Annotated in this window: 11 protein-coding genes; 2 read left to right on the top strand and 9 right to left on the bottom strand. The window is 69.1% G+C overall.

From position 1 onward, the window contains the following. Positions 1-98: 98 nt before the first annotated feature. From ACMGER_RS06460 to ACMGER_RS06430, 7 genes are all read right to left on the bottom strand, one after another. The gene (locus ACMGER_RS06460; protein ID WP_436811268.1) at positions 99-1,304 is read right to left on the bottom strand and encodes an alginate export family protein; all 1,206 of its coding nucleotides are present in this window, start codon (positions 1,302-1,304) and stop codon (positions 99-101) included. 10 nt (positions 1,305-1,314) lie between these two features. Continuing rightward, positions 1,315-2,553, bottom strand: a complete 1,239-nt coding sequence (locus ACMGER_RS06455) for a nitrate/nitrite transporter (RefSeq protein ID WP_436811267.1) — start codon at positions 2,551-2,553, stop codon at positions 1,315-1,317. A 357-nt stretch (positions 2,554-2,910) separates the two neighbouring features. Next, entirely contained in the window at positions 2,911-4,125 is a 1,215-nt protein-coding gene (locus ACMGER_RS06450; protein WP_436811266.1) for a CmpA/NrtA family ABC transporter substrate-binding protein, read from the bottom strand. After that, positions 4,122-4,703, bottom strand: a complete 582-nt coding sequence (locus tag ACMGER_RS06445; RefSeq protein ID WP_436811265.1) for an ANTAR domain-containing response regulator — start codon at positions 4,701-4,703, stop codon at positions 4,122-4,124. The genes ACMGER_RS06450 and ACMGER_RS06445 overlap by 4 nt, the downstream gene beginning before the upstream one ends. 115 nt (positions 4,704-4,818) lie before the next feature. Beyond that, positions 4,819-5,130, bottom strand: a complete 312-nt coding sequence (locus ACMGER_RS06440) for a hypothetical protein (protein WP_436811264.1) — start codon at positions 5,128-5,130, stop codon at positions 4,819-4,821. A gap of 207 nt (positions 5,131-5,337) precedes the next feature. Then, a complete protein-coding gene (kynU, locus tag ACMGER_RS06435; protein WP_436811263.1) occupies positions 5,338-6,558 on the bottom strand; it encodes a kynureninase in 1,221 nt (406 codons plus the stop codon). Beyond that, positions 6,555-7,337, bottom strand: coding sequence for a tryptophan 2,3-dioxygenase (locus tag ACMGER_RS06430; RefSeq protein ID WP_436811262.1), 783 nt, complete (start codon positions 7,335-7,337; stop codon positions 6,555-6,557). Before ACMGER_RS06430 ends, kynU begins: the two co-directional genes overlap by 4 nt. Before the next feature lie 221 nt (positions 7,338-7,558). On the opposite strand from ACMGER_RS06430, the gene ACMGER_RS06425 reads away from it, so the two are divergent. Together ACMGER_RS06425 and ACMGER_RS06420 are read left to right on the top strand one after the other, a co-directional pair. Then, on the top strand, positions 7,559-8,671 hold the full coding sequence (locus tag ACMGER_RS06425) for an S-(hydroxymethyl)glutathione dehydrogenase/class III alcohol dehydrogenase (RefSeq protein ID WP_436811261.1): 1,113 nt from the start codon (positions 7,559-7,561) through the stop codon (positions 8,669-8,671). Beyond that, a complete protein-coding gene (locus ACMGER_RS06420) occupies positions 8,671-9,939 on the top strand; it encodes a M20/M25/M40 family metallo-hydrolase (protein ID WP_436811260.1) in 1,269 nt (422 codons plus the stop codon). The genes ACMGER_RS06425 and ACMGER_RS06420 overlap by 1 nt, the downstream gene beginning before the upstream one ends. Before the next feature lie 64 nt (positions 9,940-10,003). Here the strand turns inward: ACMGER_RS06420 and ACMGER_RS06415 are convergent, their stop codons facing one another. Both ACMGER_RS06415 and ACMGER_RS06410 read right to left on the bottom strand, forming a co-directional pair. Beyond that, on the bottom strand, positions 10,004-10,927 hold the full coding sequence (locus tag ACMGER_RS06415; protein WP_436811259.1) for a bifunctional helix-turn-helix transcriptional regulator/GNAT family N-acetyltransferase: 924 nt from the start codon (positions 10,925-10,927) through the stop codon (positions 10,004-10,006). Between the two features lie 51 nt (positions 10,928-10,978). Further along, positions 10,979-13,081 carry a malate synthase G gene (locus ACMGER_RS06410; protein WP_436811258.1) on the bottom strand — a complete coding sequence of 701 codons (2,103 nt, stop codon included), beginning with the start codon at positions 13,079-13,081 and terminating at the stop codon, positions 10,979-10,981. Positions 13,082-13,148 lie beyond the last annotated feature (67 nt).

Raw genomic sequence — 13,148 nt, 5'->3', positions numbered from 1 at the left:
GTGCATGATGCTGATTCCGGGGTGCGGCTTCAAGAGGAAATTTTGCGCCGCAGCATCAATCCTCCAAATCCTCCCCGAGCAAGCTCGGGGAGGATTTTCTACAGCGCCCAATCCAGCTGCAGCCATAGCTTGCTGGTGTCCGTCGCGAAGCGCTTGGCCTGATAGTCGGCGTAGCGCACCGACAGCGTCGTCTTGCCGAGCTTGCCGCTTGCGAGCAGGTCGATCTCGTCGCCGTAATGGCGGACCAGACGGTCGCTATCGAAATGGTGGTAGACGGCCTGGAGCGACACCGCGGTGAACGGGCCCACCGCCTTCCAGCCGCGCCCGACGTTGGCGTAGAGATCGCGCACACCGTCGGGAGGCGTGGTCACGAACTTGTCGGCCCAGCCCTGGAACTTGAACACCGAGCCTAGCGGCGCCTGGAACGCGGTGAGCGCCGCGCCGCCGTCCGCGCCCAGTACCTCGTAGCCGCCGCCGAGCTTCCATCCGCCCACGCCAAGGGCGGCGTCGACCAGATAATAGTCGGCGCGATAGTCGTTCGGATTGCGGTGATAGTCGGCCTGGGTGGCGTAGCTCGCCTGCCAGGAGAGCTTCACCTCCGTCGCCAGCGGGCGCGAGCCGGCTAGGCGGGCGCCGTAGGTCTGGCTCGACAGGCGGAAGCCCTGCACCGCCGCTTCGTCCTGGTCGACGAGATAGGCGAAGCCGGTGAGCGTGCCGAGCGGCGTCGCATAGCTGAGGTTGGCGAAGACATTGCCGCCCGATACCGCCCGCTGGCGCGCATCATGGCCGTCGATGCCCCAGATGGTGCGCACGCTCCAGGCATAGCTGACGTCGGCCTTGAGGCCCTTGAGCGGCGTCCATTCGGCACGCACCGCGTCGAAGGTCTGGCCGTTCTGGCGAAAGTCCGCGGCGCCGACGAAGCGCTCGTCGTCGAGCATGATGCGCTGGCGCCCGGCGGTGAGGGTGATTGCGGGCGAGCGGTACTGGAGCTGGGCCAGGTAGAGCGCGACGTTCTGCGGATCGCCGATCAGCGGCCGCGCCGTCGCGCCATCGAGCCCGTCGTAATGATCGCCGGCGATGGCGAGCGTGCCCTGTGCCTCGACCAGCGCGCTCCAGCCGCCACTGGTGGCGGAGACCCCGCTGCGGACGCGGGCGGTCAGCGCGCCGCTGCGGTCGGCAAAGTCGTCTTGGTCGACCTGCTCGTAGCGCAGCCGCGCCTCGGCGCGCGGCTTCAGCGTGATCTCCTGCGCACAGGCCGGCCCCGCGGCGGCCAGCGCGGCCGCCGTTACAGTCACCCGTATCATTGGCGTCCCCCTAGATGCGCGCGACCGAGCCAGCGCCCCAGCTCGCCCGCCATGTCCCCTTGACCCAGGTCAGCCCCGCGAGCGCAAGCAGTGCGAGGCCGGCGAAAATCAGGAAGCCGGGCTGGTAGCTGCCGGCGAACTGCTTGGCGAAGCCCAGCGACGAGGCGAGGTAGAAGCCGCCGACCCCGCCGGCCATGCCGACCAGGCCGGTCATCACCCCGATCTCCTCGCGGAAGCGCTGCGGCACGAGCTGGAACACCGCGCCGTTGCCGGCCCCCAGCGCGAGCATCGCCACCACGAAGGTCGTCAGCGCGCTGGCGACGCCGGGGGCGGCGCTGACGCCGGCCAGCGCGATCGCCGCGACGGCGAACACCACGGTCAGCGTCTTCACGCCGCCGATCGCATCGGCCAGCGCGCCGCCGATCGGGCGAATCAGCGAGCCGGCGAACACGCAGGCCGCGGTGGCATAGCCGGCCATGACGGTGGTGAGGCCGAACCGGTCGGTGAAGTAGATCGGCAGCGACGCGGCAAGGCCGACGAAGCCGCCGAAAGTGACCGAGTAGAAGCCCATCAGCCACCAGGCGTCGGCCGTCCTGAGCGGCTGGAGGTAGGCGGCGATCCGCTTGGGCGCGGGCGCGTTGGGAGCATCCTTGGCCATGATCATATAGGCGGCGAACACCAGCGCGAGCGGGATGCAGGCGAGCCCGAGCACCGCGTTCCAGCCGAATAGCTTGGCCAGCGTCGGCGCGAACAGCGCGGCGAGCACGGTGCCCGAATTGCCCATGCCGGCCAGACCCATCGCCTTGCCCTGGTGCTCGGGCGGATACCAGCGGCTGGCGAGCGGCAGCGCGATCGCGAAGCTCGCCCCCGCGAAGCCGAGGATCACGCCGAGCGCGAGCGTGCCGGCGAAGCTGTTCACGCCGAGCAGCCAGGCGGCGAACAGGCCGGCGATGACGATGACCTGGCTGATCGCGCCCGAGCGCTTGGGGCCGATGCGGTCGACGAGCAGGCCGTTGACCAGCCGCAGCACCGCGCCGGCGAGCGTCGGCGTCGCCACCATCAACCCCTTCTCGGCCGGGGTCAGGTGGAGGGTCTTGGCGATCTCGGGCGCCAGCGGGCCGAGCAGCACCCACACCATGAACGCCAGGTCGAAATAGAGGAAGGCGGCGATCAGCGTGGGCTTGTGCCCTGCCTTCCAGAAATCGCTTTTCTCCTCGGTCTTCGCCTTGTCCCAGAATGTCGTGGCCATAGAACCCTCGCTTCTTGCGCGTGGAGGACATGAAAAAAGCCGCCTCCGGCCTGCTGCGCATCGGCAGCGGCGGGACAGCGGCTTTGCTGATTCGTGTTGGCGGAGGACATCCCGGCACTGGGCGCTTCCGCATGTCTGACGCGCAGCGTCGCGCGTTCCGGCTAAAGTTTCCTTATTTCGTCACATTTCGCAAGTGCAAAATTTATGGTGCAGAGCAATATCAAACTGTTCACCCGTCACCCCGGCCTTGTGCCGGGGTCCACCGGGCGGCCAAGTGCTGGTTTCGAGGTTCCAGCCCGTGTCTCGACGTCCGTCCCCGTGGAGGGGTGGATGCCGGAACAAGTCCGGCATGACGACTCAGCTAATCTTGCCTCTGAACCGCGCCAGATACCCTTCGATATCCGCCGGATCGAACACCGCGCCGTCGAAGAAGCGGTCGGGGCCCAGCGTCAGCGCACCCCGGTGTGCGCCGACCGGCAGCGGCGCCGCGAGCGCGCCTTCCACCTTCATGCTTGCGCCCGGCATCGGCTGACCGGCGCCGCCGAGCGCGCGGCGGTAGACGTCGGAGCGGAACACCTCGGCCGCCTGGCGCTCGGTCGCGGGGCTCGGCTTCACCATCCCCCAGCGCACGAGCTGCGAATAGATCCACAGCGCCTGGCTGCGCCACGGGAAGCCGGCTGCCTCGCGGTGGAACAGCATGAAGTCAGGCGCGTCGACCGGCGCGTCGCTGCGCCGCAGTATGATGCGGCCGGCGAGCGCGGCGGTGATCAGCTCGGCGCTCTGGCCGACATGCTCGGGCCGTTCGAGCAGCATAGCGAGCTCCTCGCGGTTGACGGGATCGTCGCACCAGGCGGCCGCCTCGGTGAGCGCGAGGAGCAGGCGGTCGACCGTTTCCGGATTCGCCGCCAGCCAGTCGGCGCGCATCGCCAGCACCTTCTCGACGCCGCGGCGCCAGATGTTGACGCCGGCGGCGATGATCTCGCCCAGCCCTTCGGCGACGGCGACGCTGTTCCACGGCTCGCCGGCGGTGAAGCCGTCGATCTCGCCGAGCCGCAGCGCCTCCGCCATCAGCGAGGGCGGCAGCACGCGCAGGCTGACGTCGCGGTCCGGGTCGACGCCGGCATAGGCGAGCCAGTAGCGCAGCATCAGCGCGTGGCTGGAGAAGCGGTGGACGATGCCGATCACCGGCTTGCGGCGGTAGAGGCCGATCGCATTGGCGAAATCGTGCGCGGTCGCCTCGGGATCGCGCACGCGCCGGACGGGATCGGGATCGAGCGCCGCGGTAAACTCGCTGCCCATCACCAGCGCGTTGCCGTTGAGGTTGAGCTTGAACGGCGCGGCGAGCGCGGCGCGGTGCTGGCTGAGCCCCAGGGTCACCGCGATCGCGAGCGGGGCGAGCATGTGCGCGGCCTGGACCTGGCCGTAGACCAGCCGGTCGCGCAGCGTCGCCCAGGAGGTGGTGCGCGTGAGCGTGAGGTCGATGCCGTGCTTCTCGGCGAAGCCTTTGGCGTGCGCGGCGATGATCGGCGCACTGTCGGTGAGCGGCAGGAAGGCGATCGCGAGCGGGGTCATGGCTGCCCTCCCAGCAGGCTGTGCGCGGTGATCAGCGCCTCGGCCACCTCGACGATGCGCTTGTTCCGGCTCATCGCGGTGGTGCGCAGCAGCGCATAGGCGTCGGGCTCGGCGAGGCCGCGGGTCTGCATCAGGATCGCCTTGGCACGGTCGATGGTCTTGCGGTCGGCGAGCGCGGTGCGCGCCTCGTCGAGTTCGGCCTGCATCCGGGCGAAGGCGTTGAAGCGGCGGATGGCGAGATCGAGGATCGGCTTCACCCGCTCCTTGCGCAGGCCGTCGACGACATAGGCGGAGACGCCCGCGTCGATCGCGGCGCCGATCATCGCATCGTCCGACTGGTCGACGAACATCGCGATCGGCCGCGCCAGCGCGCGGCTGACCGCCAGCATTTCCTCCAGCGTGTCGCGGCTGGGGCTGCCGAGGTCCATCAGCACGACGTCGGGGGCCATCCGCTCGATCTTGGCGACGAAGGCGCCCTGCGGCGGCACGACGTGGATGTCGTCGTAGCCCGCCTCGCGCAGCCCCTCCTCGAGCACGCTCGCGCGCAGGCCGCTGTCATCGACGATCACGATCCGCACGGCAGAGCTTTCCCAGGCACGGGTGTGTCCCATGCATGGAGCAGGGGCGGCCGGTCAACGCCCATCGATCCTGAGCGTCATCCCGGCGGAAGCCGGGATGACGAAACTATGGAGGTCAGGCGACGCGTTCGGGCAGCACGGGCGCCGCGCGATGTTCCTGATGCCAGCGCTTGCGCCAGGACAGCCCGGCCAGCGCGAAGGGAATGGCGGCAAGGAGAGCGAAGATCAGCGTCAGGCGCAGGAACATGCCCTGCGGGAGCGCGGCCATGAAGGCGCCGAGGATGAGCACGAACAGCGCGATCGCGCCCCATTCGGGATGATGGACCCGCCGGAACGCGGCGCAAAGCAGGGCGCAGAGGGTGACTCCGACCGCCATGCTGCCCAGGATCAGGGCCAGGGTTTCCAGGACTTCAAGAACGACGTGCATGTGACCTCTCCTGAGGCCGCCGTGTCCTTACGGGCTTTTTCGGGGCCTTGCGGCCTCGACGATCGTCATACCGCAATTTCGATAAAAATGCAAGGAAAATAGCAAGCTAAGGGCCCTATTCGAACCCTGATCGAATCGATCGAGGAGCTCGCCGAGCATCGGTTTCGGACGGATGATCTCCTCGCGGTGCGTTGCGGAGGCGCGCTCTCAGGTCACCTTGCCGCGGGCGCGATAGCGATCGTCGTTCCAGGCACCGCTCGCGAGCAGGTGGGCGAGGATGTCGGCGGCCTGCCACACCTCCTCGAAGCCGGTGTAGAGCGGGGTGAAGCCGAAGCGGAGCAGATCCGGACCGCGGAAGTCGCCGATCACGCCGCGCTCGATCAGCGCGGTCATCACCGCGAAGCCGTCCGGATGGGCGAAGGAGATATGGCTGCCGCGCCGGGCCGGATCGCGGGGCGAGGCGAGCGTCAGGTCCGGGCATCGGGTTTCGACCATGGCGACGAACAGGTCGGCGAGCGCCTGGCCCTTGGCATAGAGCGCTGCGGGATCGACGCCGTCGAATGTCGCGAGCCCCGCCTCCAGCGCCGCCAGGCCGAGGATCGGCGGCGTGCCGCACAGCCAGCGGCGCATCGTCGGGCACGGGGCATAGTCGTCGCCGAAATCGAACGGCGCGGCATGGCCCATCCAGCCGGTGAGCGGCGATGCGAGCAGCGCCTGGTGCCGCGCGGCGACGTAGAGGAAGGCGGGCGCGCCGGGACCGCCGTTCAGATACTTGTAGCCGCAGCCGACCGCCAGATCGGCGTTGGCGGCGTCGAGGTCGACCGGCACCGCGCCGGCGCTGTGGCTGAGGTCCCACAGCATCAGCGCGCCCGCCGCCTGCGCCGCCGCCGTCACCGCGGCCATGTCGAACATCTCGGCGGTGCGGTAGTGGACATGGGTCAGCATCACCACCGCCACCTCTGCACCGATCGCTTCGACGATACGGTCGCGCGGGACGGTGCGCACCTCGATCTCGCCAGCGGCGGCGATGCCCTGCGCCATGTAGAGGTCGGTCGGGAAATTGCCCGGTTCGGTCAGGACCACCCGTCGCCCCGGCCGCGCCGCGAGCGCGGCCATCAGCAGCTTGTAGAGATTGACCGAGGTCGAGTCGGCGACGATCACCTCGTCCGGCCCGGCGCCGATCAACGGGGCGATCTTCATCGCGATGCGGGTCGGCGCGTCGATCCAGCCGGCATCGTTCCAGCTGCGGATCAGCCCTTCGCCCCATTCGCGCTCGACCGTCTCCGTCATGCGGGCGGGCGTCGCGCGGGGCAGCGCACCGAGCGAATTGCCGTCGAGGTAGATCACCCCCTCCGGGAGCGCGAAGCGCTCGCGAAGCGCGCGTAGCGGATCGGCGGCGTCGAGCGCCCGCGCCTCCTCCCGCGTCACAGCCGCGTCCGCACGCTGAGCAGTTCGGGGAAGAAGCCCTCCTTGAGCACGTTCGCCAGATAGGCGACGCCGGCGGTGCCGCCGGTGCCGGTCTTGAAGCCGATCACCCGCTCGACCGTCTTCAAATGGCCGAAGCGCCAGAGCTGGACGTGATATTCGAGGTCGACCAGCTTCTCGGCGAGCTCGTAGAGATCCCAGTGGCGGTCGGGATCGGCATAGACCGCAGCCCAGGCACGCTCGACCGCCTCGGAGGCGACATAGGGCTGGGTCCAGTCGCGTTCCGTCGGCACGTCGAAGCCGCGCCGGGCGAGCAGGCGGATCGATTCGTCGTAGAGGCTCGGCCGTTCCAGCTCCGCGCGGAGCGCGGCGGCGACCGCGGGCTCGCCCTCGTGGATGTCGACCATCTCGGGCTTCTTGTTGCCGAGCAGGAACTCGACGTGGCGATACTGGTCCGACTGGAAGCCCGAGGAGGTGCCGAGCCTGCCCCGCATCCGGGTGTAGTCGGCGGGGGTCATGGTCGCGAGCACCTCCCACGACTGGATGAGCTGCGACTGCACGCGGGCGACGCGGCTCATCATCTTGAAGGCGGGGGCGAGATCGTCGGCGATGATGCATTCGCGCGCGGCGCGCAGCTCGTGGAGGCAGAGCTTGAGCCAGATCTCGGAGGCCTGGTGGATCGAGATGAACAGGAGCTCGTCGTGCGCGTCGCTGAGCGGCGTCTGGAGATCGAGCAGCTCGGGCAGGCGGAGATAGCTGCGGTAGGTGATGTTGGATGACATGGCCTATCCCCTAGAGTTTATCCCATTCAGATTGAAGCAGTGTCAGCGCTCCTGCGAAGGCAGGGGCCCAGGCGCAAGCGATGGAACCCATGATCCAGGGCTCCTGCCTTCGCAGGAGCACGCTTCCGCTTCATTCGGAGGGCGCTGCCCGTCCGCCCCGAGCTTGTCGAAGGCCGGTTCTTTCTTCTACCGCATCCCGAGCAGTCCCGAGGGGAGAGGATATGAAGACCCGCGCCGCCGTCGCCTTCGAGGCGAAGACACCGCTCGAGATCGTCGAGGTCGACCTGGAGGGGCCCAAGGCCGGCGAGGTGCTGGTCGAGATCATGGCGACCGGCATCTGCCACACCGATGCCTATACGCTCGACGGGTTCGACAGCGAGGGCATCTTCCCCTCGATCCTGGGGCACGAGGGCGCCGGCATCGTGCGCGAGGTCGGCGCGGGCGTGACCAGCGTGAAGCCCGGCGACCACGTGATCCCGCTCTACACCCCCGAATGCCGCCAGTGTAAGTCGTGCCTCAGCGGCAAGACCAACCTCTGCACCGCGATCCGCGCCACCCAGGGCAAGGGGCTGATGCCCGACGGCACCAGCCGGTTCAGCTACAAGGGGCAGCCGATCTTCCACTATATGGGCTGCTCCACCTTCTCGAACTTCACCGTGCTGCCCGAGATCGCGGTGGCGAAGATCCGCGAGGACGCGCCGTTCCGGACGAGCTGCTACATCGGCTGCGGCGTCACCACCGGCGTCGGCGCGGTGGTCAACACCGCCAAGGTGCAGGTCGGCGACAAGGTGGTGGTGTTCGGCCTGGGCGGCATCGGCCTCAACGTCATCCAGGGCGCGAGGATGGTCGGCGCGGACGTGATCGTCGGCGTCGACATCAACCCCGACCGCGAGGAATGGGGCCGCAGGTTCGGCATGACCCACTTCATCGACGGCAAGGGCAAGAACCGCGAGCAGGTGATCGCCGAGGTGCTCGCGCTCACCGACGGCGGGGCGGACTACAGCTTCGATGCGACCGGCAACACCGAGGTGATGCGCACCGCGCTCGAATGCTGCCACCGCGGCTGGGGGACAAGCATCATCATCGGCGTGGCCGAGGCGGGCAGGGAGATCGGCACGCGCCCCTTCCAGCTCGTCACGGGGCGGGTATGGAAGGGCACAGCGTTCGGCGGCGCCAAGGGGCGCACCGACGTGCCTAGGATCGTCGATTGGTACATGAACGGCAAGATCGCGATCGATCCGATGATCACCCACCTCCTCAGCCTCGACGAGATCAACAAGGGCTTCGAGCTGATGCACGCCGGCGAGAGCATCCGGTCGGTGGTGGTCTATTGATGCGGGCGCTCGTCCTCGCGGCGCTGATCGCCGCCGCGCCTGCCGCCGCGCAGACACCCGAAGCCGACGTCGCTCGCATCCGGGCGAGCGCACCGTTCAACGCCGCGATCGTTGACCTCGACCGCGGCCATGACCGGTTCGTCGAGGAGATCGTCGAGATCACCGAAATCCCGGCGCCGCCGTTCAAGGAAGCCGAGCGCGCGAAGGCGATGGCGGAGAAGTTCCGCGCGGTGGGACTCGAGGACGTGACGATCGATGCGGAGGGCAATACCCTGGGCCTGCGCCCCGGCACGGACCCAAGGGCCAAGCTGGTCGTGATCTCCGCCCATCTCGACACCGTCTTCCCCGAGGGAACGCCGGTGAAGGTCAGGCGTGAGGGCACCCGCCTGTCCGCCCCGGGCGTCGGCGACGATTCGCGCGGGCTCGCGGCGCTGCTCGCCTATGCCCGCGCGCTCGATGCGGGCGGGATCAGGACGCGCGCGCCGATCCTGTTCGTCGCCGATGTCGGCGAGGAAGGGCGCGGCGATCTGCGCGGCGTGCGCCATCTGTTCACCAAGGGGCCGATGCAGGGACGGATCGGCGCCTTCTTCTCGATCGACGGCAGCGGCGCAGCGCAGGTCACCCGCGCGGGCGTGGGATCGAAGCGCTACCGCGTCACCTTCAAGGGACCGGGCGGGCACAGCTACGGCGCGTTCGGCATCGTCAATCCGATGGCGGCTATGGCCGGCGCGGTGAGCGAGCTCTACAGGATCAAGCTGCCGGCCGGGCCCCGCACCACCTATTCGGCGAGCGTCACCGGCGGCGGCACCTCGGTCAACGCGATCCCCGACGAGGTGTTCGTCGACGTCGACATGCGCTCCGAAAGCGTCGAGGCGTTGGCGGCGCTGGAGAAGCGCTTCCTCGCCATCGTGAAGAGCGCGGTCGATGCCGAGAACGCCGCGCGCTCGACCCGCGTCGGCAAGGTCACCGCCGAGCCGCAAGTGATCGGCGACCGCCCCGCCGGCGCCACGCCCGCCGACGATCCGCTGGTGAGGACCACCGCCGCGGCGGTACGGGCGTTCGGCTATGCGCCGGTCCTCGACGCTTCCTCGACCGACGCCAACCTGCCGATGAACCTCGGCATCCCGGCGGTGACGATCGGATCGGGCGGCAGCGGCGGCCGCGCCCATGCGCCGGATGAATGGATCGACGTCGCCAAGCCGGAAAGCGTGCGGGGGCTTTCGGTCGGGCTGCTCGCGCTCGTCGGCGCGGCGGGGATGACGCCGTAAGCGGGACGACCGCGGATCTCATCGTCATCGGCGGCGGTATCGTCGGACTGTCGGCGGGGCGAGATCACAGGGCGAGCGACCATGTCTGCCCGATCAGGTCCTTGCCGAATGAGCGGTGCGGCGCCTCCTCGACCAATGTGAAGCCGGCGTGCACATAGATGCTGCGCGCCGCCGCGAGGACGCTGTTGGTCCAGAGGTCCAGCCGCTCGTACCCGAGCGCCCGCGCCCGTTCGATGCACGCGGCCACCAGCATCTTGCCGACGCCGGCGCCGCGCGCGTCGGGTTCGACGTACAGCAGGCGCAGTTTGCCCACCCCCGGCTTGTCCCCGCGCACGAGGAAGATCGATCCGGCCATCCGGCCGTCGATCTCGGCGATCCACGCCGCGTCGCGCGCGGGATCGAACGACTGGTGGAAATCGGCGAGGATTCGCGCGACCAGGGCCTCATAGTCGCTGTTCCAGCCATATTCCTCCGCATAGAGGATCGCCTGTCGCGCGATGACCAGGCCCATGTCGCCGGGCCCGAGGCCCCGCAGCGTCACCGTCGGGGCCGTCTCGGCTTCAAAGATTCGGGTGATGGCGGAGGCGGCCGAAAGCAGGCGCCGTCGGCGGATTTGCGGCAGTCCCTCGAGCAGGGCGCCGATCGCCGCGCGCGTGTTTCCCTCCAGGGCGGCGAACGCCTTGCGCCCCTCCTCCGTCAGCGAGAGCAGCTGTTGACGGCCGTGGGCGGGGTCCTCGCGCGCCGTCATCAGCCCGCGTCCGATCAGCCGTTTCAACGTGCGGCTCATCTGCGCGCGATCGACGTTCAGCGTCCGCGCGATCTCGGCCGCCGTCGGGTCGGCGCGGTGCGCGACCTCGTAGAGGATCCGGGCCTCGCTCAGCGTGAACGGGCTGCCGTCGAGCCGGGCGTGGAGAAGGCCGAGCCGGCTGGTGTAGAGCCGGTTGAATGCGCGCAGGTCCGCGACGGCGTTCTCGTGCTGATGCGTCATGCGCGGGCTCCGTAGTGTTGACTCGATCAACACTACGGAATGTTGATCGAGTCAACACCTGGCCGCGTAGGATCGCCGCCGCGCCTTCGCCTCCGCCCTGAACCTGTGCAGCAGCGGCTCGGTGTAGCCGTTGGGCTGAGTCAACCCCTCGAAGATCAGCGCGCGGGCGGCCTGGAAGGCGAGGCTTTCGTCCTCATGCCCGGCCATCGGGCGGTAGTTGGGATCGCCCGCGTTCTGGGCGTCGACCTTCGTCGCCATGCGCCGCAGCGCCGCGTCGACCTGCTCCGGCGTGGCGACGCCGTGCAGCAGCCAGTTGGCGATGTGCTGCGAGCTGATGCGCAGCGTCGCGCGATCCTCCATCAGGCCGACGTCGTCGATGTCGGGCACCTTGGAGCAGCCGACGCCCTGGTCGATCCAGCGCACGACATAGCCGAGGATGCCTTGCGTGTTGTTCTCCAACTCGCGCGTCACCTCCGCCTCGCTCCAGTTGCGGCCGCCCGCGAGCGGGACCGTCAGCAGCTTGTCCAGCGGCGGGATCGGCTCGTCCGCGATCTCGCGCTGGCGGGCGAACACGTCGACCTGGTGGTAATGGAGCGCGTGCAGCGTCGCCGCGGTCGGGCTCGGCACCCAGGCGGTGTTGGCGCCGCTCGTCGGATGCGCGACCTTCTGCGCGAGCATGTCGGCCATCCGGTCGGGCGCGGCCCACATGCCCTTGCCGATCTGCGCCTTGCCGGAGAGGCCGCAGGCGAGGCCGATGCGCACGTTGCGGTCCTCATAGGCCTTGATCCATTCGGTGCCCTTCATCTCGGCCTTGGGCACCATCGCGCCGGCGCGCATCGCGGTGTGGATCTCGTCGCCGGTGCGGTCGAGGAAACCGGTGTTGATGAAGACGATGCGGTCCTTCACCGCCCGGATGCAGGCGGCGAGGTTGGCGGAGGTGCGGCGCTCCTCGTCCATCACGCCGACCTTGACCGTGTGGCGGGCGAGGCCGAGCAGGTCCTCGACCGCGTCGAACAGGCGGTCGGTGAAGGCGGCCTCATCCGGGCCGTGCATCTTGGGCTTGACGATATAGACCGAGCCGGCGCGGCTGTTGCGGTACCGGCCGAGCCCGCGCAGGTCGTGGAGCGCGATCGTGCTGGTCATGATCGCGTCGAGGATGCCCTCCGGCGCCTCGCCGCCATCGGCGAGCCTGACCGCCGGTGTGGTCATCAGGTGGCCGACGTTGCGCACGAACAGCAGGCTGCGGCCGGGAAGCACGAGATCGTCGGCGTTGGGGCGCTGATAGGCACGATCGCCGTTCAGGCGGCGGGTCATCGTCTTCCCGCCCTTCTCGAACGTCTCCTCCAGGTCGCCGCGCATCAGGCCGAGCCAGTTGGCATAGGCAGCCACCTTGTCCTCGGCATCGACCGCGGCGATCGAATCCTCGAGGTCGACGATGGTGGTGAGCGCCGCCTCGAGCAGCACGTCGGCGATGCCGGCGGGATCGTCCTTGCCGATCGGATGGGCGCGATCGATCACCACTTCGATATGCAGGCCGTTGTGGCGGAAAAGGAGGTTGTCGCCTTTCGAACCGACGAACTGGCCTGGATCGGCGAGGTTGAGGTCGCCGCTCGTGAAATCCTTCCAGCTTCCCGACTTGAGCGGCACCGCCTTGTCGAGGAACTCGCGGGCATAGGCGATCACCTGGGCGCCGCGCTCGGGATCATAACCGCCGGGCTGAGCGACACCCGGCAGGGCATCGGTGCCGTAGAGCGCATCGTAGAGACTGCTCCAGCGCGCATTGGCCGCGTTGAGGACAAAGCGGGCGTTGAGCGCCGGGACGACGAGTTGCGGGCCGGCCATCGTCGCGATCTCGGGATCGACGTTCCGGGTGCCGATCGTGAACGGCGCCGGCTCGGGCACCAGGTAGCCGATCTCGCGCAGGAATGCCTCGTCGGCTTCGCCGCCTTCCGCGAGGCGCGTGTCGATCGCCGCCTGCAGCGCGTCGCGCCGCGCGAGCAGCTCGCGGTTCTCCGGAGCGAAGCGCTCGAAGATCGCCGCCGTGCCGGTCCAGAAAGCGTCCGCGTCGAGGTCCAGCGGCGGCAGTACCTGCTCCTCGACGAACGCGGCCAGGGGCGCGGCCACCGACAGGCCGGCGCGGGGGGCATGGGTCATCGCAGAACGCCTCCATGGGATCGAACGGGCCTGGGGAGGCCCTCGCCGCTTAAGCCGATCCGGGGCC

Source organism: Sphingomonas astragali, from assembly GCF_051400615.1.
In the GTDB taxonomy this organism is placed as follows: Bacteria; Pseudomonadota; Alphaproteobacteria; order Sphingomonadales; family Sphingomonadaceae; genus Sphingomonas.
This window is presented reverse-complemented; position numbering and strand designations above follow the sequence as displayed.

Coding starts and splice junctions, on each gene's coding strand:
- ACMGER_RS06450 (WP_436811266.1), bottom strand. CDS start 4,125: ATGACCCCGCTCGCGATCGCCTTCCTGCCGCTCACCGACAGTGCGCCG.
- ACMGER_RS06430 (WP_436811262.1), bottom strand. CDS start 7,337: ATGTCATCCAACATCACCTACCGCAGCTATCTCCGCCTGCCCGAGCTG.
- ACMGER_RS06455 (WP_436811267.1), bottom strand. CDS start 2,553: ATGGCCACGACATTCTGGGACAAGGCGAAGACCGAGGAGAAAAGCGAT.
- ACMGER_RS06415 (WP_436811259.1), bottom strand. CDS start 10,927: ATGACGCATCAGCACGAGAACGCCGTCGCGGACCTGCGCGCATTCAAC.
- ACMGER_RS06460 (WP_436811268.1), bottom strand. CDS start 1,304: ATGATACGGGTGACTGTAACGGCGGCCGCGCTGGCCGCCGCGGGGCCG.
- ACMGER_RS06420 (WP_436811260.1), top strand. CDS start 8,671: ATGCGGGCGCTCGTCCTCGCGGCGCTGATCGCCGCCGCGCCTGCCGCC.
- ACMGER_RS06425 (WP_436811261.1), top strand. CDS start 7,559: ATGAAGACCCGCGCCGCCGTCGCCTTCGAGGCGAAGACACCGCTCGAG.
- ACMGER_RS06410 (WP_436811258.1), bottom strand. CDS start 13,081: ATGACCCATGCCCCCCGCGCCGGCCTGTCGGTGGCCGCGCCCCTGGCC.
- ACMGER_RS06440 (WP_436811264.1), bottom strand. CDS start 5,130: ATGCACGTCGTTCTTGAAGTCCTGGAAACCCTGGCCCTGATCCTGGGC.